This window comes from Desulfatiglans parachlorophenolica, from assembly GCF_055394735.1.
In genome coordinates, this window is sequence record NZ_AP042460.1 from 4,253,269 (window position 1) to 4,276,440 (window position 23,172).

The following is a 23,172-nucleotide window of genomic DNA, read 5'->3' on the forward strand; positions in this document are numbered from 1 at the left end:
GCGGTCCCTCGAATCGGTTGAATTCTTCGATCGAGGCGCACCTCTCTCGATGTCTTCGGCCTTATGCCCCATTCGATGCTCGCATGCCCCGTGGCCGCCTCCGAGGCCCCGTCTAAGGTGCGGCGCAGCATGCCCGGTCCCATTCCCATCATGGTGTTAGGCCGCCTCTCGCGTTTGACGAGGAGTGGCGAGGGCGAGGCTTTGGCTTTGGCCTGCTTCGTGACGCTGTGCTTCGTGACGCTGTGCTTCGGACGTTGCAAGCGGCAGAAATTGCAGGCATCCGGGTCCTGCTTGGTCATGCCTTGCATGAGAAGGCCGCCCAATTTTATGAGCATACGGGATTTCGCCTTTCTGCGCTGCTACCCCTGACGTACTTCTTGGCGCTCGGTGACGTCCAAGAAGTCCTGACCCTCGGTCGATAAGAGATGTCGCTCGACGCTGTTCCCCAATCCGTTCATCATGCCTGATTTTGACCCTAATCCCTTGAAAAATCCTCTGGGTGGAACTGTGCACGGTTCTCCGGTCCAGTAGAAACTCGCGTTTGATCAGGTTGGCACTGAAAGCCTTCGTGGTACTTGAGGGGACCCACTGGAAGGTCAGCGGAAAGAGCAGCGGAGCCGTTATCCTTGGGCTCAAGCGGAGCACCTTGCGCGCTCGATTGCGTAAATTTGGGATTGGAAAACCGTGAATTCTCATTTCAATGGAGCAACCTGCGAAAATAAACCAAATGCATCGACTCCACCCAAGAAATACTCTGCAGGGCCAATTTCTGTTGTGATGTAACCCCGCCTTTCTTCATTGCCCTTCGCAACAGCAAAAAAAGTTTAAATAGGCCATATTTGGCCATTGGATATATATGACCGTTTTTATTTGTTTGCCAATGGGGGAACTGGTAGCACTTGTCAAGCTAATTTTGAATAAATATCAAAAGGATGAGTAGTGCAACAACAAAGTGAGCGACTTGGCACAAGGATTGAATGTGAAAATATAGTTCACAGCGTCAGAAGTATTCCCGTTTTGGCTTCACTAAATTCATTTCATGGTGGTGAGTGATTGTGTTACAGTCACCTTCATATTGAACGATATTAAAAGCAATTTAAATCACAAAAAGGCTGATATTGCCGCTTGGTGTCCTCAATGTTTGTAATAAAAATAATAATGGTTGTGCTTCCGGAAAAACAGAAAGAAGTTATGCAAACTCTATTGTCAATGGTTGAACCACTGGAGAAAAAAATGGATATCTGAGTTATGGGATTTTCTGTGATATCGGAGACAAGAATGTTTTTAACCTGATTTTCGAATGGTAAAACAGGCATGACCTGGACGATCATATCAAATCTGAGATATTCGGTGTTTTGCTCGGAACAAAAAGCCTCTTACGCGAGCCGTTAAAAATCAAAATCTATACGATTTCAGAGTCTGAAGGAATCGAAGCCGTCATTTCGGTAAGGAAAAAATAGATTGAATCTTAATATATCTAAGCAGAAATGGTCCTGTTAATATGAATGTTCTCCTTATTTACCCGAAATTTCCGGATACCTTTTGGTTGTTCACTTTCGCGTTAAGCTTTATCGGGAAGAAGGCGGCCTTCCCACCGCTTGGTTTGCTCACCGTCGCCAGCCTGTTACCAGAGAAATGGCTCAAGCGCGTTGTGGACGTAAATGCGGATACCCTAACGGATGAAGGCCTTTTATGGGCGGATATGGCTTTTATCGGAGGCATGGCGATTCAGCGGAAATCGGCCAAAGAAATCATCACCCGCTGTAACGCTTCAAGTTTAAGAGTCGTGGCCGGCGGTCCGCTTTTTACTTCTGAACCTGATGAATTCAAAGCGGTGGATCATCTCGTGCTCGACGAGGCGGAACTGACACTTCCCGCCTTTCTGTCGGACTTGGAAAACGGAAAACCGAAAAAATCTACAGGGCTTCCGGTTTCTGCGATCTTTGTGATACTCCGTCCCCCTCATGGGATCTCCAGAGGATGAAACATTATGCGTCCATGAACATTCAGTTTTCGAGAGGGTGTCCGTTCAACTGTGAATTCTGCAATGTGACCACATTATTCGGCCATCGGGCACGACTAAAAAGACCTAAACAAGTCATCTCGGAACTGGACCTCATTGATGCCTGCGGCTGGCGGGGCAGTATATTCTTTGTTGACGACAATTTTATTGGGAACACCGAATACCTCAAAACCCATTTATTTCCCGCCCTGATCGAATGGCGCAGAGATAAAAAGGGATGTGTCTTTTTCACAGAAGCCTCCATTAATCTCGCGGATGACCCTGAACTCCTGGATATGATGGTAAAATCTTGATTTGATACAGTTTTTGTGGGAATCGAAGCGCCCGATGAGGGCAGTTTCACGGAATGTCATTAAATCCAGAATAAAAACCGTAATCTCCTTAGCGCTGAGGCATGGCCGAGGCGAGTAAGAATATTATGAAGGCCACGCTGGGCTTAAAGAACCATCTTTTCCGATCGGTATCGAAAACCTTGGAATAAACAGTGGACGCTCAATCAAATTTGGAACATTATAGTTTATTATAAGTAGTTAATCATTCGCGAGTCAAATGGAGTTATTCGTAACTTCAATAAGTTAGGGTATGTATTCGCAGGAAAATATAGGGAAATGAAATGGCATCCAATGGAAATAAAGATCCGATAGTCAACTTGAAAGATAAATTTCGTTCCATATTCGGCTCCAATGATCATCAGAAAAATAAGACTGGATTGCCGCCAAAGACTCGTTTCAGCATCTGGTATTTCCTGCTAGCCATGCTTTTTCTTTCTTATCTGCAGCCGTTTTTCTCTTCTTCAAAAGTGGAGACGATTCCATACAGTCAATTCAAACAATACATCGCCGGAGGGGTTGTAGACAAAATAGTCATCGGCCCTGAAAATATAAAAGGAACGCTGACAGGATCGCCAGTTCAGGAGTTTACGACCGTTCGCGTGAATGATCCGGATCTGGTCAAGGATCTTGATGGACGCAATGTCAGTTATTCGGGGCGGTACGAAAGCAAATTCTTGAGCAGCCTGCTCTCTTGGGTTCTTCCACTAGCCGTTTTTTTTGTGATCTGGCGATTTGCCATGAAAAAGATGGGGCCGGGGATGGGGGTCATGTCTTTTAGCAAGAGCAAAGCCAAGATTTTTGCCGAGAGTGAGACAAAGGTCACCTTCAGTGATGTAGCAGGCATCGATGAGGCTATAGAAGAGCTGCGGGAAGTGGTTGAATTCCTGAGCACTCCGGAAAAATCCCAGAAACTGGGGGGAAGGATACCCAAAGGGGTGCTTCTGGTCGGCCCGCCGGGGACAGGCAAAACCCTTCTGGCCAAGGCCGTGGCCGGGGAGGCCAAAGTGCCTTTCTTCAGCATCAGCGGGTCTGAGTTTGTGGAGATGTTTGTCGGCGTAGGAGCGGCTCGCGTCCGTGATCTCTTCTCTCAGGCCGCCAATCAGGCTCCCTGTATCATCTTCATCGATGAGTTGGATGCCTTGGGCAAGGCCCGGGGGATGAATGTCATGGGTGGACACGATGAAAGAGAGCAAACGCTCAATCAACTTCTGGTGGAGATGGACGGGTTCGAAACGAATAAAGGGGTCATCATCATGGCCGCCACCAATCGGCCGGAAATTCTGGATCCCGCTTTGTTGCGTCCGGGACGGTTTGATCGGCAGGTCCTGGTAGACCGGCCAGATATCAATGGACGGGAAGCCATCTTGAAAATCCACTCCAGAAATGTGCTTTTAGGTCCCGAAGTAGATCTCCGCATGATAGCCGGCCGCACCCCCGGCTTCGTGGGAGCGGATCTGGCCAATATCATCAATGAAGCCGCGCTGTTGGCTGCCCGAAATAATAAAGAAGTGGTAGGGGTGGCGGATTTCGATGAGGCCATTGAGCGGGTGGTTGCGGGTCTTCAGAAAAAGAGCCGGATGATGAATGCTCAGGAGAAAGAAATTGTCGCCTTCCATGAGTCCGGACATGCGATTGTGGCCGAGTCTGTTGAGTATGCCGACCCTGTGCATAAAATTTCCATCATCCCCCGTGGGATTGCGGCGCTCGGATATACCCAGCAACAGCCCACTGAGGATCGTTATTTAATGACGCGCTCGGAGTTGATAGATCGCTTGGCCGTTCTTTTAGGTGGCAGGGTAGCGGAGGAACTGGTTTTTAACGAAATCTCAACCGGTGCCCAGAACGACTTGCAGCGGGCCTCGGATATTGCCCGGTCCATGGTCACGGAATATGGCATGAGCGATCGCCTGGGACTGGTGAGCTATGAGCGTCCTCATCAGCCGATGTTTCTTCCGGAGAGTTTTTCTCCAAGCAAAAATTACAGTGAAGCGAAAGCCGCTCAAATCGACGAAGAGGTGGCGCGGTTTGTCGAGGAAGCCCACCAACGCGTGCGTAAGATCCTCTCGGAGCGGCGAGCGGTGCTTGATGAGTTGGCCCATCTTCTTTCGCAGAAGGAAAGTGTGCAGGGAGAGGAGCTAAGAAAGATGTTGTCGGCAGCCACATCCGGAATAGCAACATTAGATCTGGAAAAAGCGAGCAAATGATGGGTGATTGAATGAGCTTTGGACATTGCAGTAAGCTGGTTTCCATCCGGAAATGGTCTTTTTTGCCAATCTCGGCGTCAATCTGCACGTTTGCTTGTGCGGCGACCACCAGGTCGCCTCCGCGCAACCGCTTGATTTCCTTGATATTGACAAGAAATCCTCATTTCCGGATTGGAAACCGGGTTGTACCGCGAAATCATTTCCGGATGGACATTAGCCAAGACCAAGGAAATCAGGTGGTTGCTTGTGGATAATGCGTTTGTTGCGAACTTGCGAAATCCTGAAGTTATGTAAGTAAATATCTGTGTTTATCAAATAAATAGTTTTCTTTGAAGGAAAAGGTGTTGAGATGGGAGATAAAGGGAAAAAAGATAAAGGTAAACGAGAAGAACAGAAAAAGAGCAAGTCCACGCCAAAAGAAAAGCGGAAAGAAAAAAAGGATAAAAGTAAATCAGTTTGGGAAAATGAAAAATAGATGTAAAAAAGTCAGCTTGCAATGGGATTTATCGAGCTGTATCGGTAAGTTGACCAGTTGAGAGCTTCGGTGATCAACCGTGTCCAAGCAAAGCTTTAATCCGAGCGCAACGCAGCAGATGGGTGTTTTTGAACGGCCTGTTAACCTCCTGCATGCTGAGGGCAGGCCTGAGGATGCTCTCTGCCAAGCGAGCCTCCCATCATGCTTTCAAGGCAACGTCGAGGGGAGCCCTTGGGGGTCTCATTCATAATGCACAAGCGTTGAATCAAAAGCAAAAAGGGTGGGATTTGTGACATCCTTTTGCTTCAAAGGAGATACCAAGAGTGAGGCTAAGCGGCAGGAGGATCCTCCGGAGCCTGCTCCATTTGAGGGCGCATCCCGGCAAAGCCGGCCTGGCACAAGAGTACGCCGGCGGCGAGCCGCCGCTGCGAGCGGAACTGCTCAGCAGCGACCAGATGAAGCGGCACGGCAAGGCGTTGGCGGATATGCACAAGCTGAGTTTGGGACGTGCTTCGGACCGACTTCTTACGCGTCTGGCTGAGAATGAAGGTGCCTTGATTGGAGCCCGCAACCTGCTGACGGAGGCAGTCAAGGCCAACCGCCGGATTGTACCGGCCGGGGAATGGCTGCTCGACAACTTCTATCTGATCGAAGAACAGATACGGCTGGCCCGGCGGCATTTGCCCAAGGGTTACAGCCTGGAACTGCCGCGCTTGCTGAACGGTCCGTCGGCAGGGCGTCCACGCGTGTATGACATTGCGCTGGAGATTATTTCGCATGGCGATGGGAGGGCGGATCCGGAAAGTCTCAGCAGTTTTGTGGCTGCCTACCAGACAGTGACCATTCTGAAGCTTGGCGAATTGTGGGCTGTCCCGATCATGTTGCGCCTTGCCCTGATCGAAAACCTGCGTCGTGTTGGGGCGCGCATTGCCGCCGACCGGGTGGATCGCAACAGCGCGGACTACTGGGCGGACCAGATGACGGAGATTGCGGAGAAAGACCCGAAGAGCCTGATTCTCGTGATTTCAGATATGGCCCGGTCGAACCCGCCGCTGGTGAGTTCATTTGTTGCGGAGTTTTCGCGCCGCTTGCAGGGACAAAGTCCCGCCCTGGCTTTGCCTCTCACCTGGATTGAACAGCGCCTTTCCGAATCCGGCCTGACGATCGAGCACCTGGTGCAGGCGGAGAACCAAAAACAGGCCGCCGATCAGGTTTCCCTGAGCAACAGCATCGGCAGCCTTCGATTTCTGGGAGCGACGGACTGGCGCAGGTTCGTCGAAACGATGAGCGCCGTCGAACAGACCCTACGTTCGGATCCTGGTGGCGTCTACGGCAGGATGGATTTTGCCACCCGAGATCGCTACCGTCACGCCGTGGAAAAGATCGCAAAGCGCAGCCGACAATCCGAAAGCGAGTTGGCCCGTGAAGCGATCCGATTGGCCTGCGAGGCCGCAGCCAAAAACAACCGCAACGATCGAGCAGCCCATGTCGGGTTCTACCTGATCGACAAGGGATTAAAGCAACTCGAAGGGGCGGCGCAGGTGCGCCGATCTCACCTGGAGGCGCTTCAGCGATTGAGCCGGCAGTTCCCCTTGCCCTTCTATCTGGGCACAATCACCCTGATTACGGCTGTTTTCACCGGAAGTCTATTGTTGAAGGCGCGTACCATGGGATACCAGGATTGGCTGGTCGCGCTGATAGGTCTCCCTTTGCTGCTGGGCGCAAGCCATCTGGCTGTGGCACTCGTAAACTGGCTGGCGACGTTAATGACAACGCCGCGCCTGCTTCCACGAATGGACTTTTCCGGAGGAATTCCTCTGGAAGCGCGCTCTCTGGCCGTGATTCCGACGATGCTCACGAGCGCGCAAAACGTCGAGGATCTGGTCGAGGCACTGGAAGTTCGATTCCTGGCCAATCGGGACGAACACCTTCACTTCGGTCTGTTGACGGATTTCCGGGATGCACCTGAGGAAACGCTTCCGGAGGATGAACCTCTGTTGGGGCTGGCTCAAAGAAGAATTCAAGAACTGAACGAAAAGTACAGAGACCCTAAAGCCGATACGTTCTTTCTCTTTCATCGTCCGCGCCGCTGGAATCCGCAGGAGCAGATTTGGATGGGCTACGAGCGGAAGCGAGGAAAGCTTGCGGATTTGAATTCACTTCTGCGCGGCGGCACAACGGATCGCTTCTGCCTCATCGTTGGGAATGTTTCCGTGTTATCGAACGTGAAGTATGTGATCACGCTGGACACGGATACGCAGCTGCCCCGCGATTCGGCGTGGCAGTTTGTGGGCGCCATGGCTCACCCGCTGAATCGGCCTTGCTACGATGAGGACAGGCAGCGGATCGATGAGGGATACGGCATCCTTCAGCCCCGGGTGGCTGGGAGCTTGCCGGGAATCAACCGGTCGCGATACGCGCGATTGTGTGGGAGTGAGCCAGGCATCGACCCGTATACCCGCGTTGTCTCCGATGTCTACCAGGACCTGTTCGGTGAAGGTTCATTCATTGGCAAGGGAATTTATGATATCGATGCATTCGAGCGGGCCCTCAAGGGGCGCTTTCCCGAGAACCGCATCCTCAGCCATGACCTTGTGGAGGGATGCTACGCGCGGGCGGGGCTGCTCAGCGATGTGCTCCTGTACGAGGAATATCCATCCCGCTACAGCGCGGACGTGAACCGGAGGCACCGCTGGATTCGCGGGGATTGGCAAATCGCCCGCTGGCTGCTGCCGGGCGTTCCCGGTCACGGGGGAAACCACCGCAAGAATCCGCTTTCCGGGGTGTCCCGATGGAAGATTTTCGACAATCTTCGCCGGAGCCTTGTTTCGGCGGCGTTAACCTCGTTGCTGCTCCTCGGCTGGGCTGTCTTGTCCCCGCCCTGGCTATGGACCCTCGCCGTAATCGGCATTGTCCTGATCCCCCCCGGGATGGTCTCTTTACTGGATCTGTTTCAGAAACCGGGCGATTTGCGGCTGCGTCAGCATCTGGCGGACACGATGCGCGCGGCTGGCCAGCACTCCGCTCAGGCGGCTTTCACACTCACCTGTCTCCCCTATGAGGCCTACTTCAGCCTGGATGCGATTGTGCGCACGGCCTGGCGAATGTGGGTCAGCCACAAACGACTTCTGGAGTGGAACCCATCGACCGACGCGTATCGCCAAAACGGCGCGGATCTTGCCGCTTCTTGGCGGACAATGTGGTTTGCCCCCGTCCTGGCCGTTGCCGTCGGGATTTACCTGGCCGTTTCGAGGCCGGGCGCGCTCGGTGTGGCGTGGCCCATCCTGGGCCTCTGGCTTGCCTCTCCTGCGATCGCCTGGTGGATCAGCCGGCCTCTTACCCGCCGGCGAACAAGGCTGACGGCTGATCAGACCCTCTTTCTCAAAACGCTTTCCAGAAAGACCTGGGCGTTCTTCGAGACATTGGTCGGCCCGGAAGATCATTGGCTGCCGCCGGACAACTATCAAGAGCATCCTGCCCCCGTGGTCGCGCATCGTACCTCGCCCACCAACATGGGACTTGCACTCCTGGCGAATCTGTCCGCTTACGACTTCGGCTACATTTCGGCCGGACAACTCATCGAACGCACGGCGAATGCATTCCACACCATGGAAGCCCTGGAACGCCACCAAGGCCACTTTTACAACTGGTATGACACCCAGTCTCTGAAGCCGCTGCAACCGACCTATATTTCGACGGTGGACAGCGGGAACCTCGCGGGTCACCTGCTGACCTTGCGGCCGGGTCTCCTCGCCCTTCCCGAGCACCGTATCCTGGAGGTGCGATGGTTTGACGGACTCAGTGACACCTTGCGGATTCTCGTGGATGCTGCTGGAGAAGCCGCTCCAGTCCAACTCGGTCAACTCCGGAAGGAACTGACGTCGGCATCCGTTGCCCGGCCAAATAAGCTCGCAGCGGCGCGGCTGTTACTTGGCCGGTTGGTGACATCCGCCGCGGAGGTGGCGAGCAGCCTTGACGCGGATCCTGCAAGCCAAGCGGGCGGGTGGGCCCGCGCCTTTGCCCGGCAATGCCAGGACGCCCTCGATGAGCTGGCGTTTCTCACGCCGTGGTCCTTACTGCCGTTGCCCACTCGGGACGGACGAAACAACTTTGACGGCCTCGATGAGATTCCCACCCTGCGCGAATTGGCCGGATTTGAGGGGGAGTGGCTGCCGGCTATTGAAGACCGCCTCGGCTCGGAGGCAACCCCCGAGGAAAACGAGCGGCTGAGTGAACTTCGCCGGCTCATCACTCAGTCAAGTCGCCGCGCGCAAGCAAGGGTTGCGGTCATCGAACGCCTGGTGCGGCAATCCGGCGAATTGGCCGATATGGAGTATGATTTCCTGTTCGACAAAGCGCGTCATCTGTTGGTGATCGGCTACAACGTTGCGGAAAGGCGCCGGGATGCGAGTTACTACGATCTGCTGGCTTCAGAGGCGAGATTGTGCAGTTTCGTGGCAATTGCCCAGGGCAAACTGCCCCAGGAGAACTGGTTTGCCCTGGGCCGCCTGCTCACCACCGTCGGCGGAAAACCGGTCCTGCTTTCGTGGAGCGGTTCGATGTTTGAATACCTCATGCCGCTCTTGGTGATGCCGACCTACGAAGAGACCCTGCTTGACCAGACCTGCCAGGCTGCGGTGGGAAGGCAGATTGAGTATGGAAAGGGCCGCGGGCTGCCGTGGGGTATTTCGGAGTCAGGCTACAATAGAACCGACATTCATCTCAACTACCAATACCGCGCATTCGGTGTGCCCGGCCTGGGGCTTAAACGCGGGCTCGCAGAGGATTCGGTCATTGCGCCGTATGCCTCGGCGCTCGCCCTGATGGTAGCGCCCGAGGAGGCATGCCTGAATCTGCAGCGACTCGCTGCGGAAGGGCTGGCTGGGAAATACGGACTTTATGAAGCTATCGACTACACCCCGTCGCGGCTGCCGCGCGGGCAATCGAGCGCCGTGGTCCGGTCCTATATGGCCCATCACCAGGGCATGAGCTTCCTCGCCCTGGCCTATCTGCTCCTGGACCGGCCGATGCAGAGGCGATTTGAGTCGGACCCGTTGTTTCAGGCGACCACGTTGTTGCTCCAGGAGCGTATTCCCAAGGCCTCGACGTTCTATTGGCACACCGCCGAACTCTCCGATTCGCAGGCGACATCCACGGTGCTGGAGACGCCGGTGCGGGTTTTCCGCAGTCCGGACACTGCGATACCTGAGGTGCAGCTTCTGTCGAACGGCAGATACCACGTGATGGTCACAAACGCGGGTGGCGGGTATAGCCGCTGGAAAGACATGGCCGTCACGCGATGGCGAGAAGACAGCACTTGCGACAACTGGGGCACCTTCTGTTACCTCCGCGACGAGACAAGCGGGGAGTTCTGGTCGACCGCCTATCAGCCGACGCTTAAACGATCGGACCCTTACGAAGCGATTTTCTCGGAGGGGGGGGCGGAGTTCCGCTGCAGCTATAGCGGGTTCGACACCCATACGGAGATCGCTGTTTCACCTGAGGATGACATCGAGCTGCGCAGAATCCGGATCGCCAACCGCTCTCGCACGCGCCGGGTGATCGACGTCACGAGTTATGCGGAAGTCGTCATGGCCTCGCCGGAGGCGGATGCCGCGCATCCGGCGTTCAGCAACCTCTTTGTTCAAACCGAAATCCTCCGCGAGCGGCGGGCGATTCTCTGTACCCGCCGGCCCCGCTCCCCCGGTGAACCCACCGCATGGATGTTTCATCTGATGGCCGTGCACGGGGCGGACACCGGAGAAATTTCCTATGAGACCGACCGCAGCCGGTTTATCGGCCGCGGCAGAACTGCCGCCGACCCATGGGCTATGAGTGGGTCTGCTTCGCTTTCGGGCAGCGAGGGCTCGGTACTCGATCCGATTGTCGCCATCCGTCGTCGCATCACGCTCGATCCGGAAGAAGAGGCAACGATCAACATGGTTTCCGGCGTCGGGGACACTCGTGAAGTTTGCCTGGGTTTGGTCGAGAAGTACCAGGATCGGCGTCTGGCAGATCGCGTCTTCGATCTGGCGTGGTCACACAGCCAGGTAGTCTTGCGGCAGATCGGCGCCACTGAGGCCGACGCGCAGCTCTATAAGCGCCTGGCCAGTGCGATCCTTTATGCCGATTCCTCGCTGCGGGCCGATCCGGCGCTCCTCATCAAGAACCGTCGCGGACAATCCGGTCTGTGGGGCTACTCCATTTCCGGCGACTTGCCGATTGTGTTGCTGCAGATTGGCGACCCGGAAAATATCGGTCTGGCACGCCAACTGGTCCAGGCCCACGCGTATTGGCGCCTGAAAGGATTGGCGGTGGACCTGGTTATCTGGAACGAAGATCATGCCGGATATCGGCAGCTCCTCAACGAAGAGATTATGGGACTGATAGCCGCCGGCATCGAAGCCAATGTAACCGATCGACCCGGTGGCATCTTTGTAAGACCTGCGGACCAGATATCGAACGAGGACCGGATTCTGATCCAAACGGTTGCTCGAGCCATCCTCAGTGACAGTCGGGGGGCCCTGGCAGACCAGATCAGCCGCCGCCGTCTCGGAGAGGTAACCGTGCCGCGTCTCACGCCGACCCGAACCCGCCTGACCGACGCCGACCCGGCGCCGGTCGCCGCTTTGCCTCGTGGCGATCTGACCTTCTTCAATGGGCTGGGAGGATTTACCAAGGATGGGCGCGAGTATGTCATTACGACCGGGCGTGGGCAAGTGACTCCGGCGCCGTGGGTGAATGTGCTCGCCAACCCACACTTTGGAACCCTCATCTCGGAGAGTGGCCAAGGCTGCACGTGGAGCGAAAATGCCCACGAGTTTCGTCTCACCCCCTGGACCAATGATCCCGTGAGCGATTTGAGCGGAGAAGCCTTTTATCTCCGAGATGAAGAGACGGGCCACTTCTGGTCCCCTACTGTGTTGCCAAGCGGCGGAGCGAGGCCTTACGTCAGCCGGCACGGATTCGGCTACAGCGTCTTTGAGCACGTGGAACTTGGCATCCGCTCCGAGCTGTGGGTTTATGTTGCCCTGGACGCGCCGGTCAAGTTTACAGTGTTGAAAGTGCGCAACGAGTGCGGCCGATCCCGGCGACTTTCGGCCACGGGATACGTGGAATGGGTGTTGGGCGAACTGCGGCCGAAATCGGCCATGCACGTGGTCACCGAAGTCGACCCAGGGAGTGGGACGCTCTTCGCGCGGAACCCCTACAACACGGAATTTGCCGGCCGGGTGGGTTTTTTCGACGCGGACGATGCGGTTCGGACCGTGAGCGGCGACCGGACGGAGTTTATTGGTCGTAACGGCACGCTTCGGAGTCCGGCTGCCATGACCCGGTCGCGGCTTTCCGGCAAGGTGGGGGCCGCTATGGATCCTTGCGCCGCGATCCAGGTTCCCTTTGATCTGGGCGATGGGCAAGAGCGTGAGATCATCTTTACGCTCGGCGTAGGAAGGGACGCCAATGATGCCCGCAATCTGACGCGTCGCTTCCGGGGATCCTTCGCGGCACGCCAGGCGCTCGAAGAGGTTTGGCATTACTGGAATCAGACGCTCGGCGCCGTGCAGGTGGAAACACCGGACCCGTCCCTCGATGTGCTGGCCAACGGATGGCTCCTTTACCAGACTCTGGCGTGCCGTTTTTGGGCGCGAAGCGGAAGCTACCAGCCGGGGGGCGCCTTCGGTTTCCGCGATCAGTTGCAGGACGGGATGGCCCTCGTCCACGCCGAACCGCGCCTTTTGCGCGAACATTTACTCCGCTGCGCGGCCCGTCAGTTCCGCGAGGGAGACGTCCAGCACTGGTGGCACCCTCCCTCGGGACGGGGCGTGCGTACCCACTGCTCTGATGATTACCTCTGGCTGCCGCTGGCGACCTGCCGCTATGTTCACAGCACCGGGGACACCGGGGTGCTGGACGAGTCTATACACTTCATCGAGGGCCGCCCGGTAAACCCGGAGGAGGACTCTTATTACGATCTACCCAGTTGGTCGGAAGAAGCAGCGAGTCTTTACGAACACGGCCGGCGAGCGGTCCTGAGAGGGCTCAGATTCGGTGAGCACGGCCTGCCGCTCATTGGCTCCGGGGACTGGAACGACGGCATGAATATTGTGGGTGAACACGGCAAGGGCGAAAGCGTCTGGTTGGGGTTTTTCCTTTATGAAGTGCTCATGCAGTTTTCTGAGATTGCCCGTACGCGCGGGGACCTGCCTTTCGTCGAACGTTGCCAGAGGGAGGCGGCCCAACTGCGCCGGAATCTTGATCAGGATGGCTGGGATGGAGAGTGGTACCGCCGCGCCTACTTCGACGACGGCTCGCCGCTTGGGTCGGCGAGCAACCCCGAATGCCAGATTGATTCGATTGCGCAAAGCTGGTCTGTTCTTTCCGGTGCGGGAGATGCCGAACGCTCTCGCCTGGCCATGGAGGCGGTGGATAAGCGTCTCGTTCGCCGGGAACGTTCGCTGATCCAGCTGTTGGATCCGCCTTTTGACAAATCAGATTTGAATCCTGGCTATATCAAAGGATATGTCCCAGGTGTGAGAGAAAATGGCGGGCAATACACCCATGGGGCGATCTGGGTGGCGATGGCGTTCGCTGCATTGGGTGACAGCCGCCGCGCATGGGAAATGTTCGCGATGATCAACCCGGTGAACCATGCGAGGTCTCCAGAGGCGGTTGCGATCTACAAAGTAGAGCCGTACGTTGTCTCGGCCGACGTCTATGCACTCTCGCCCCACACCGGTCGCGGTGGATGGACGTGGTACACAGGCTCGGCCGGCTGGATGTACCGGTTGATCATTGAATCACTTCTTGGGCTGAGGCTGGAAGTGGACAAGCTGTATGTTGCGCCTTGCCTCCCCGTGGATTGGGAGGCGTTCAAGGTTCACTACCGGTATCGGGAGACCGTCTACCACATCGAGGTCCTGCAAACGCGCGAAGACAAAGTTGGGGCCAGCATGACTGTTGATGGAGTTGAACGACACGACAAAACGATTCCCCTCACTGACGATGGCCGGGAACACTCCGTCAAGGTGAGAATACCCGGTTTGTGCGCAGCCGTCTCGTAACAGCGGAATATGTCGGTGACGAGCGCCTTGTCCCATTTCCCCTCGGCTACGGCGAGTACGGCCTTTTCAAGGCCATCCTCACTGACTTCTATCTGAATTCCATTCAGAAGCATGAAGACGAGGGCTGCGACCGCTCCGGTGCGCTTGTTGCCGTCTATAAAGAGATGATTTTTGACGGGCTTCTATAATGCTCCGTATGTTCCATAAATGACTTTATCATCTTTTTTGCCACTTCAGACTGATTTGCGCGGTTGACGTTTTTCCGCAAGAGCCCAATTAGTATCCATCCGGAAATGATTTCGCGGTCGAACTCAGTTTCCAATCCGGAAATGAGGATTTTTGGCCAATCTCGGCGTCGATCTGCACGTTTGCTTGTGCGGCGACCACCAGGTCGTCTCCGCACAAACGCTTGATTTCCTTGATATTGGCCAAAAATCCTCATTTCCGGATTGGAAACTGGGTTCTATAAGAAAATCATTTCCGGATGGACACTAAATAAACTCGGTGCTTAATTGGCTGTATTTTTGGCTGGCTCTCCGTGTGCTACCCTTTTCATAATATTCTCCGGTTGGTGGGTAAAGCCAACCAATTGTAATTTTATAATTTTTTTAAAGAGCGGGACGCTTTCTCCAAGAGAAACGGATTTAATGGCAATTTCCAAATTCATTACCCAATTCATTCGACGTTACCGAATTACCACTCGGCGATTTTTTGCCATCGGGCGTTATAGCCGCCTCCAAGGCATTTAACCTGGTCCTTTGCCTGGCATGACAGTTCCAAAACGATTTACCTCATTATGACTGCAATAACCCCTTCCTCCTCTTCAAGGCTCCAGCAATACACATAGTCATTAGGCTCTCCAACAACCCTCTGCAGAAATTTTAGCATCCCGTGGAACAATCATCCTCGTTGCGATATCTGCTGCTCCGAGCATCGAGATCTACCTTCAAGGTATCGGAAATTTGGGCGTCCCGATCGATAATCTTCCACGCCATTTCAGATAGATCATCTGTATCCATCGATATTGCTTATTCCATCATCAGAGCGCATTGGGCCTTATATTTTGACTCGGAGAATGACTGCGGAAATTTCGTCCGCCGGCACGCTAAATCGGAGCCAATTATCTGGTCAATTTGTGCCGTACCATTGCTCGTATTGAAGGTTCTTTTTACCGGAAAACCGCCTAAAAAGCCGCTGGCGCCAATACTGCCACAATGAGCGCCGCTGCACTTTAGTTCACTGAGGTGGGACAATGCCATATCGTGTGTGAAAACTTTCGTTCGAGATTTGTCAAGGATGATTCACACCTTTCCTCCAGATGACCTCCATTTCGTCAGGGCCCAACACTTCTTCGGGGATCCGCCGGCCGGAATTGACTATGGCAAGGATTCTCTCCTGAAGATCCAGTGAAAGGCCTCTGAGAAAAGCGCTACCAGGTTCTATCGGGGTTCCTCTGGATTCGGCAGGCCAGCCTTTGGCATGTCCAAACCGGCCTGCGGTCTCGAGCATAGCCAGATGAAAGCCAGGGGCCGGCAGGATCTGCCGCAGACCGATCTCGGCTGCTGCATGGTGCGCGGCCTCCGCGATCCTGAGGCCGGGAGAATCCATATCGCCCACGTAAAAAATCGACTCGAGCGGGCGCCCGATGGTCAAGAGATGTTTCAGCGACGCCTGAAAGCTCTTCCCACCGCCGTATCCCACCATGCCATAGGGAGGGGCAGACATCTTGCCCAGTGCTTGCCGGGCGCACCAGAAAGGTCCTGCGTTTTCGAATATGAGTATGGAGGGATGATCAGAAACGGACTCCCAGGCCAAAGGGATGGCTTCCCGCACACAACCGAGCAACTCAAGGCTCAACCTCCCTGGCCCGAAAAGCTGCGTGCTGACGAGACGGGTCAACCCTTTCTCATCTCCAGTGAGTTGAAGGGAGCGGTACTTGAGCGGCGCGGGCTTTTCCAACCAGCCGCCAACCATGGCTTCGTGGACCGAATGAAGAAACTCGATCCGCTGACGACTGATCTGAACCAGATCCGGAACCCACTGAAGTGCCGGATGCCAGGGGAATGAGCGCCAGCTGTTGTCTCTGCCCGGCAAGGGGGCACTCACCCGGTCTACGGAGGCCGGGACAGCCGGGCCCAAGGTTCGATCCCATCGCGGGCTGCGCGGGGGCGGCAGGCGAAGAAGTCCCTGCCGTTTCAACGCGTTTAGCGCTTCGAGAAACAAATGGCGTTCTTCCGAACCCTGTGGGCGGGCCGGAAAAGCGGTGGCGAACATGCGCCACAAGTCTTCACGGTCGATCCGGTTGCGGGAATGGCGCCGGATGAGGTTCGCAAGGCGCTCAAGCCTTTTGGAATCAAGCATGACGGCTCATCCCTGTTTTTCCTCCTTATTCCTCCGCTCTTTCGTCTTCACTCCTCACGATTCTTGCCGCCTCGAGCCTGCTCTCGAAGTTGTCCTGCTCGATCACCCGATATCCCGTGTTCCGGTCGATTCGTTGATTGCGTATACGGATGATGTTCGGGAGTGAGCGGAGAGCTTCAAGGTCGTTCACGGCCGTCGTGTAGATCAGCTGCACACCCATGGCGCGGGCGACCTCGCGTTGGAGCTCGAGGAATCGAACGCGGGAAGCACGGCCGATGGGGTTGTCGAGGAGCAGGACCGTCGATGGCTTGCGCGATAAGCCCCGGGTCCGGACGCGAAGCTGAGCAAGTGTGCAGTAAAGCAGGATGGCGCCGGTCAGCTGTTCTCCGCCGCTGAAGCGCGCCATGTCGGGAATATCGACGGACTGGCGTTCCAGATCAGGATCAGGGTTTAAAACCCGTGCGCGAATGGGGCGGGCCAGGCGGCGGACGGCCTGCTGCACCAGCCCCATACCGCTGGGCATCTCTCCCGAGTCGACCAGCAGGTCTACCAGTTCGCCGATGCGGCCGCGCCGCTCCCCATCCTGCTCCGGAACATGCGTCAGGATCCGCAGAAACTGGGAACCCCCGAGCCCAGGCACATGATCCGGAAGGAGCGAACGGGAAGCCGCCGACTTGAGGACTGCCAGACCTTCTTCGGCTGCGGCCAGCACTTCTGATATTAGAGTATCTCGGTGCCGGTTCATGTCGGAGAGCTGACTGTCGATCATTTGCGTTCGAAGCCGGAGTTCCTCCTGCCAGGTTCCAGCGCGCTCCTCCAGTTCTTCTGGCTGGAAAAGGGCAAATTGTCTTGCGATGTGACTCTGCAGGTCTTCAAAACGCTTCTCCGTCGCCCACGAACGAACTTTACTGATGGCATTCCGACGTTCGTTGTTCAGGCTCTCGCTTTTTTCACTGATCTCGCGCAAGCCGATATCCAGATTTCTGATCCCATCAGCGACTTCCCCTTCGTCGGCTGGAAGCTCTGTCATCACCTGCAATATCTCCTCATCCGAAGGGAGAAACTTGCGATAACTCTCAAGAACGGTGCCGAGATGGTCGCCGTCTTTCTTCAAACTATCCACCTGATGCCGGGACTCCCTTGCCCGTGATGACGAGACCGATGCTTCCTCCTTGAGAATGGCCGCCCGGTTCCGGTTTTCCGTAGCCTTCCGGTCTAATGCTTTTGCCTCCTCTTCAGCCTGAATGGGCCCCCGCGGCTCCTCTTCCGTTGAGAACTCCGGCACATGGCCCAACGACCGGCATCGGTCATCAGCCTGTTCCAAACTGCGTTGGCAGCCTTCCTCTATCTGAGTCTGTCGGCCCACAGCCCCACTGACGGAAGAAAAGGCGCGCGTAGACTCATCTCGCTTCGCTTCCGCGTCGGACGGGTCCGACAAGGTGGTGAGTGCACCCAGTACGGCAGCCTCGTCCAGGCTGGAATCGAGCTTCTGCGCCAGCTTCCGGCGCTCTTCGCTGGCGAGGACCAGCTCCCGCTTTTGAAGCTGAAGCAAGGTCTCTTCCCCGATCTTTCCTTCATAGACCGATTTGGCTTGTTGGTACTGGTCGCGAAGCTCGTCAATCGGACCGGCTACGGGTGAGGGGGGCTGAGAGAGGTATGCGATGTTTCGGAGTTCTTCTTCCACGGCACGAGCCTCTTGCCCTTTTTGCCGAGCCGTTTCGGCATGCTTCGCGGCCTTCTGTACCGCTTCTTTCCCCTCCTCCTCCCAGCGAATGGACTCCTCGTCAGCCCTATATAGTGTTTGCTGCGCCTCAGAGAGTCTTTGGCGGTGCTGTTCGAGTTCGTCCTCGTAGCGGCTCACGTGCTGTCCGATTCTGATCTGCTTTTTCTCCAGAATGGAGAGATGCTTATCGGCCTTCTTCATGTCCGATTCTTTCCGCTCGATTTCGGATTCGAAGCGAGCCGCCTCCAGTTCGAGTCCCTTTATTCGATATTCAAGGTTCTCGAGCCCTTTCCTCTTGACTTCCAACTGCGTCTCTTGGTCGGTAAACCAACCCAACGGGTATCGTCTTCTGAACTCACGCAACCGGCCGGTTACCTCTTCCACCTCTTCTCGCCAGCCTTCCTGCAGACGGATCTCAGATTCCGTGCTTTCCAACCGGCTTCGGCGTCTGGCCAGGTCTTCCCGGGCCGCCTTTCGGTTGAAGAAACCTTCCGAGGAGGGGCCGACCACTATCCAGGAGGGAGAGGAGTCGCTGTAGATGGCGCTCTGAGGCGCTACGGCTACCGGTGTTTCAGGGTTGCATGCCCCGTCTTGGAGCATCTCGACCGCTTTTTGGAAATCATCGTCCCGCACGATCACCCCGGTTAGGAGCTGCGGCCATCGCCTGAGCCATTCCCTCATCCGTTCCGGGCCCGGGGTATTGGCTTCAGCGTAGCCCCACCCGGACCATACGGCCGCCAGCTTCTCACGCAAAAACTCGATGACCTGCTCGGTATCCCTCCCAGCCGGCAGCAAACCTTTTTCTTCGATATGCATGACTGCGCGCTCATCCTCGGCCCGCTCGATCTTCAACCGGACAACCTGGTCGAGCACCCGTCTCATAAATTGTTGAAGCTGGAGGAAGGCCGCATCCGTTATCCGCTCCAGATCTACGGATTCTACTTCCAGCTGCCGGCAGAGTGTCGGATCGGATTCAAGTTCAGTCCTGAGTTGCAGAGCCTCCTCCAATTGTCTTTCCAATTCCTGCACCTGGGAACCTATCCGGCCAGCTTCATCAGCAGTTTTTACCCTTTCTTCGCCTATGCCCTTCACCTTGTTGCGTGCCGCTTCCAGGGCCCTGACCAGGGTCTCACGATGTTCCTTCAGATCGGAAATTTCCTTCCCAAGTCTTTCCAGGGCGGTCCTTCCGTCCTCCCCGGCAAGGAGGAATCCCTCGTTCAATAGCCGCTCCTTCTCCCTATCTGCCTCATTTAGGAATTCCTCTATGCTCTTGATCTGGGTTTCAGCAACTGCACGGCGCTCTCGGCATTCGGTTTGGAATCGATTGCACTGAGCCGCCTCCTCGCGGGCCTCATTTTCCGATCCAAGGTCGCGGGCCTCCTCCTGGCGTAGCCGAGTGGCTCGATTCTTCAGCGCATTGGCATACCTTGCCGCTGCTTCCTCGAGCCGCACGAGATCGGGCGCATAGGCCTTCTGCCTTCGCTCCAGTTCCTCCTGGTGGTTTTTCGCCTTCTTTTCGGCACGAAGGGCGTTTCGGAGCGGCAAGGCTGCATCCCAGATTTTCAGGCGCCGCTGCGCTTCCGCCAGCTCCTGCTTCATCCGTTCAAGTTCTTTTTGGGCTGAAGTGAGATTCCCCCGGGCCGCAAAGCGTCCCAAGGCGGCCGCTCTTCGCTCGGTTGCTTGGGCCTGGGCCAGATTGCTTGAAGCCTCCGCCTCTGCGGCCTTGGCCTTTTCTTCGAATTCGGCGATTTCATTTTTGAGGGATTCGGAGTGTTCGGTGATGTAGGTCTTCAGTCCTCTCGAGGTAGCGGCTAACTCAATGGAGCGGCTACTCAACAGCCGCCTTTCTTCGGCCAGTTTCTCGAGAGGTGCGAGTCGCAGGGATAACCCCTCCACCAATTCGCGCTCCGGGATCAGGCGGTCCTTTCTCTCCTTGAGCTCTCTCCGGTATGCCCCGATATTGCGGCTCACTCTTGCGCCCAGGGCCGGATCGATCACCAGTTCGAGGAGGAAATCGACGAACTGTTCGTGGCTGTCGAAACGAAACAACTCATCCACTCCTCCTTCGCGCTGGTTCATACGAACCTGATACGCGTATAGCTCCGGGTCGATTCCGGCTGCATCCAGCACATCCTGCCATTCACCCTGATTTTCGGTCGCCACGATACCCAGGTGGGGATACCGATTCCGGAGATCCATCCATTCCTGGCGGAAACTTGCCATGGTCCGACGACGGCGAACCCCGTCCGTCTCAGTAAAAAGGGGTAGGTCCTCCAGACGTATGGCTGAGAGTTCCTCCGGAACGCGGCCGGAAAAGAAAAGCCGGCGCAGAGAGGGGCCTCCAGCGGCGGTTCGCCACTCATAAAAGGTGCCGGTCACGTAGCGATGGGCCGATCCGTTGAACGTCAGTTGATCGGCAGGGGTATCGAGCTGCCACTCGGCCGCCACCACAGAATGATCCTCTTTTTGAACATAGTCCTCGATGCGCCTTCGCCTGGCCTCGGCGCGGCCACCGAGAAACTCGCGGCGGTCGGGCCGGACCATGCCGAAGAAGAGATTCAAAATGGAAGATTTTCCCCCGCCGTTTCTAAGCCAAATGGTGGAATCCACGGCATCGTCTCCGGCATCTCGAAAGTCGAGGATCATATCGGTAAACCGGGCATTGGGATGACCGATAGAAACGAAGCGGATTCTTGCCAGTTTAGGCAAGCCCATCTCCTTTCATGATGCGCTGGAGGGCCTGGAATGCGGCGGTCGCCGCCATCTGCTTGACCAGCACCTGATAGCGATATGTGGGTTGAAAGCCGACCTCATCCTTATGCTGGACCTTCGTGAAGCAGGCGAATTCTCTCAGCCGCTCGAGCCCGTATTCCACTGCGCGGAGGGTGGTCCGCTGGGCCTTCCGATCGTCCCTGGTCTCCATGGCCCTCAAGCGGCGCTTGAACACACGCCAGGCCTCGTAAAGCCCCATGTCCTCATCGGAGGCTGAGGGGTCCGGGTTTCCTCTGCTTTCCTCCTCCAATCTCTGGCAGATGGTCCTCAGGGTCTCTTCCACCTCTTCGACTGTGGTAGCGGGCCGGGCAATTGACGAATCCTCGTCCAGATCGCGGTCCCGTGGGAAAATGGTTGCGGCAATGGCCAACTGGATCAATCCGTCCACAAGGCGGTCGTCCGTGCTGGCGGAGGCGGGCCTGAACTGGGCCGGGCGAAACGCGAAAAGGGATTCCTCTGCCGGCGCCAAGATCAGTCCGTGCTCTCCCACGTCGAGGATGAGGAGGCCCAACCCATAAGAGACCTCCCGGACCAGGCCGCGGAACTCCTCCCGATCCATATACCGTTCCACGAGCCGCTGGTACTCTGCCTCCTGAGCCGGTCTCGCCCGGGGGTCCAGACCCCATTGAATGAGCCTCCCGGCGAGGAAGGCGTCGTTATTCTCCGCCATCGTTTTCAACCCCCCCGGGACTCAAGGTCAGGTCGTCACCGTAGAACCCGCTCACCGAAAACGTTTGCGGCAACCGTTCCACCCGGAGAGGCAGGCTCTCCGCGTGATCCGGGGCAAATGCATGCAGAGCGGTCAGGGTCGTGAGCTCTACGGCAGCGGGAGAGGCCCCTGACTCCCGAAGACGCGCGATGAGTACCGAGAGGGTAACCGGTCCCCCCAGTTCGGACAACAGTTCATCTACCCGGGCCCGATCGGCAGGATGAAACCGCGCCCGATCGATGCCGCCCGCTGCCAGATCCGTCCCACGGACCTCCACCTCCAACTGAGGCGACTCCCTTCGAGGCCGGAGGAGCCATGGGACCAGGTCCGAAAGCGAAAGGACGGAGGGGGCTTGCCCGCCGAAAAAGCTCGGAAAAACGTCATCCGTGACCGTCTTGGAATCTTTTCTGCCAAGCCTGAGTACCGGGTCCAGAATGCCGGCCAGCAGGTTGGGATGGGGAGTCAGCGGAACCGACGAAAAAGATTGCCGCGCCTGTTCGTCTAAAAAGACATTCCGCGCCCCCATCAGCTGATGATGCAATTCGACATGGCGCAGCCGGCAATCGCGGATGAGGCGAGAGACCTCCGCTACGGCCGATGCGGCGGAATCTCCCTGATCCAGGATCTCGAGGCGTTCGTTGGCAGCGTTGATGATGTTCTGTTCGATGGTGAGGCGTGTATCGAGATGGATGAGCGCTTCTTCCAGGAGCTTGGGGACCGCCTCCCTCCAATCCACTCTGGAGAGGTCGCGCCGTGTTTCTCGGATGATGGCGGAGACCTTTTCGGCAAACCGGAGTGACTGCCATCGGGCATTGCGGGCGGTTTGGACCGCCTCATCGAACCGCCCCCGTAATAGTTGAGAGCTGACCACCGCTTCGGCGGCCGCCTGGGCGTCCTCGATGTCAAGCTCGAGCGCGTTCAGGTAGAGGTTGATGGCCTCATTGGAAAGCCGCAGAACCGTCCCGCCGGAAGGATGGTGATAGTCCACGAGAATGCGAAACTCCAGTTTACGCGGCTGGGCACTGAGATCATCCTCGAAATCTGTATAGACCTCCTCAAACGGGCGACGCCTGTTCGCATCATTCCTTAAGCCGCCCAGAACGCGGTCCACCATGGCGTCATGCCTGGAGGGGTCCGGGGCCAGCCCTGCAGCAACATCCATCTGAGTCAATAGCGGTTTCAGTTCCTTTTCAACGCGATCGCGATCGATTTCCCGATCCAGTCCGGCACTGTCGATAATCAGATCGAAGACCTTCATCGTCAGGGCGATTGAGTCGTAATGACGCAGCTCCGGGTCCCTTCGACTGTCGCCCGACCTCAGCTCATGCAGCGGTGCGGTGTGGAGTAAAACCCTCAGACGATGGGTCAGTGCACGGTCCCAGACTGGAAGCAGGGACCGGTTTTCCGCCGGCAGCTCCGGTACTTCAAATGAGGAAGCCCCCTCAAAAAGGCTTCCCTGCTTGGGGTGTGTGTTTTTTAACGATCCATCGTCAGGACTCATCTTCATAACC

General features: G+C 56.4%; 13 protein-coding genes. 9 read left to right on the forward strand and 4 right to left on the reverse strand.

Features of this window, described 5'->3' with window-relative positions; all coding sequences use genetic code 11:
- Nucleotides 1-212 precede the first annotated feature (212 nt).
- The 9 genes from ACZ500_RS19720 (at nt 213) to ACZ500_RS19760 (ending at nt 14,591) form a co-directional block, all read left to right on the forward strand.
- Nucleotides 213-422 (forward strand): hypothetical protein, encoded by a 210-nt coding sequence (locus tag ACZ500_RS19720; protein ID WP_464233091.1) that lies wholly within the window; start codon nt 213-215, stop codon nt 420-422.
- Between the two features lie 1,079 nt (nt 423-1,501).
- The gene (locus ACZ500_RS19725) at nt 1,502-1,984 is read left to right on the forward strand and encodes a hypothetical protein (protein ID WP_464229166.1); all 483 of its coding nucleotides are present in this window, start codon (nt 1,502-1,504) and stop codon (nt 1,982-1,984) included.
- 14 nt (nt 1,985-1,998) lie between these two features.
- Entirely contained in the window at nt 1,999-2,316 is a 318-nt protein-coding gene (locus ACZ500_RS19730) for a hypothetical protein (RefSeq protein ID WP_464229167.1), read from the forward strand.
- A gap of 461 nt (nt 2,317-2,777) precedes the next feature.
- The gene (gene ftsH / locus ACZ500_RS19735; RefSeq protein ID WP_464233092.1) at nt 2,778-4,559 is read left to right on the forward strand and encodes an ATP-dependent zinc metalloprotease FtsH; all 1,782 of its coding nucleotides are present in this window, start codon (nt 2,778-2,780) and stop codon (nt 4,557-4,559) included.
- A gap of 52 nt (nt 4,560-4,611) precedes the next feature.
- Nucleotides 4,612-4,776 carry a hypothetical protein gene (locus ACZ500_RS19740; RefSeq protein WP_464229168.1) on the forward strand — a complete coding sequence of 55 codons (165 nt, stop codon included), beginning with the start codon at nt 4,612-4,614 and terminating at the stop codon, nt 4,774-4,776.
- 132 nt (nt 4,777-4,908) lie between these two features.
- Nucleotides 4,909-5,034, forward strand: coding sequence for a hypothetical protein (locus tag ACZ500_RS19745; RefSeq protein ID WP_464229169.1), 126 nt, complete (start codon nt 4,909-4,911; stop codon nt 5,032-5,034).
- 323 nt (nt 5,035-5,357) lie between these two features.
- A complete protein-coding gene (locus tag ACZ500_RS19750) occupies nt 5,358-14,096 on the forward strand; it encodes a glycoside hydrolase family 94 protein (protein ID WP_464229170.1) in 8,739 nt (2,912 codons plus the stop codon).
- Nucleotides 14,078-14,284 carry a hypothetical protein gene (locus ACZ500_RS19755; protein WP_464229171.1) on the forward strand — a complete coding sequence of 69 codons (207 nt, stop codon included), beginning with the start codon at nt 14,078-14,080 and terminating at the stop codon, nt 14,282-14,284. Before ACZ500_RS19750 ends, ACZ500_RS19755 begins: the two co-directional genes overlap by 19 nt.
- Before the next feature lie 151 nt (nt 14,285-14,435).
- Nucleotides 14,436-14,591, forward strand: coding sequence for a hypothetical protein (locus tag ACZ500_RS19760; RefSeq protein WP_464229172.1), 156 nt, complete (start codon nt 14,436-14,438; stop codon nt 14,589-14,591).
- Nucleotides 14,592-15,386: 795 nt separating this feature from the next.
- On the opposite strand, the gene ACZ500_RS19765 is transcribed toward ACZ500_RS19760, so the two are convergent.
- The 4 genes from ACZ500_RS19765 to ACZ500_RS19780 are packed head-to-tail and all read right to left on the reverse strand — an operon-like array spanning nt 15,387 to nt 23,168.
- A complete protein-coding gene (locus ACZ500_RS19765; protein WP_464229174.1) occupies nt 15,387-16,457 on the reverse strand; it encodes a hypothetical protein in 1,071 nt (356 codons plus the stop codon).
- Nucleotides 16,458-16,482: 25 nt separating this feature from the next.
- On the reverse strand, nt 16,483-20,889 hold the full coding sequence (locus tag ACZ500_RS19770; protein WP_464229175.1) for a coiled-coil domain-containing protein: 4,407 nt from the start codon (nt 20,887-20,889) through the stop codon (nt 16,483-16,485).
- Complete coding sequence (locus tag ACZ500_RS19775) at nt 20,882-21,622, reverse strand: hypothetical protein (RefSeq protein WP_464229176.1); 741 nt, start codon at nt 21,620-21,622, stop codon at nt 20,882-20,884. Before ACZ500_RS19775 ends, ACZ500_RS19770 begins: the two co-directional genes overlap by 8 nt.
- Complete coding sequence (locus tag ACZ500_RS19780; RefSeq protein WP_464229177.1) at nt 21,609-23,168, reverse strand: hypothetical protein; 1,560 nt, start codon at nt 23,166-23,168, stop codon at nt 21,609-21,611. Before ACZ500_RS19780 ends, ACZ500_RS19775 begins: the two co-directional genes overlap by 14 nt.
- Nucleotides 23,169-23,172: the final 4 nt, after the last annotated feature.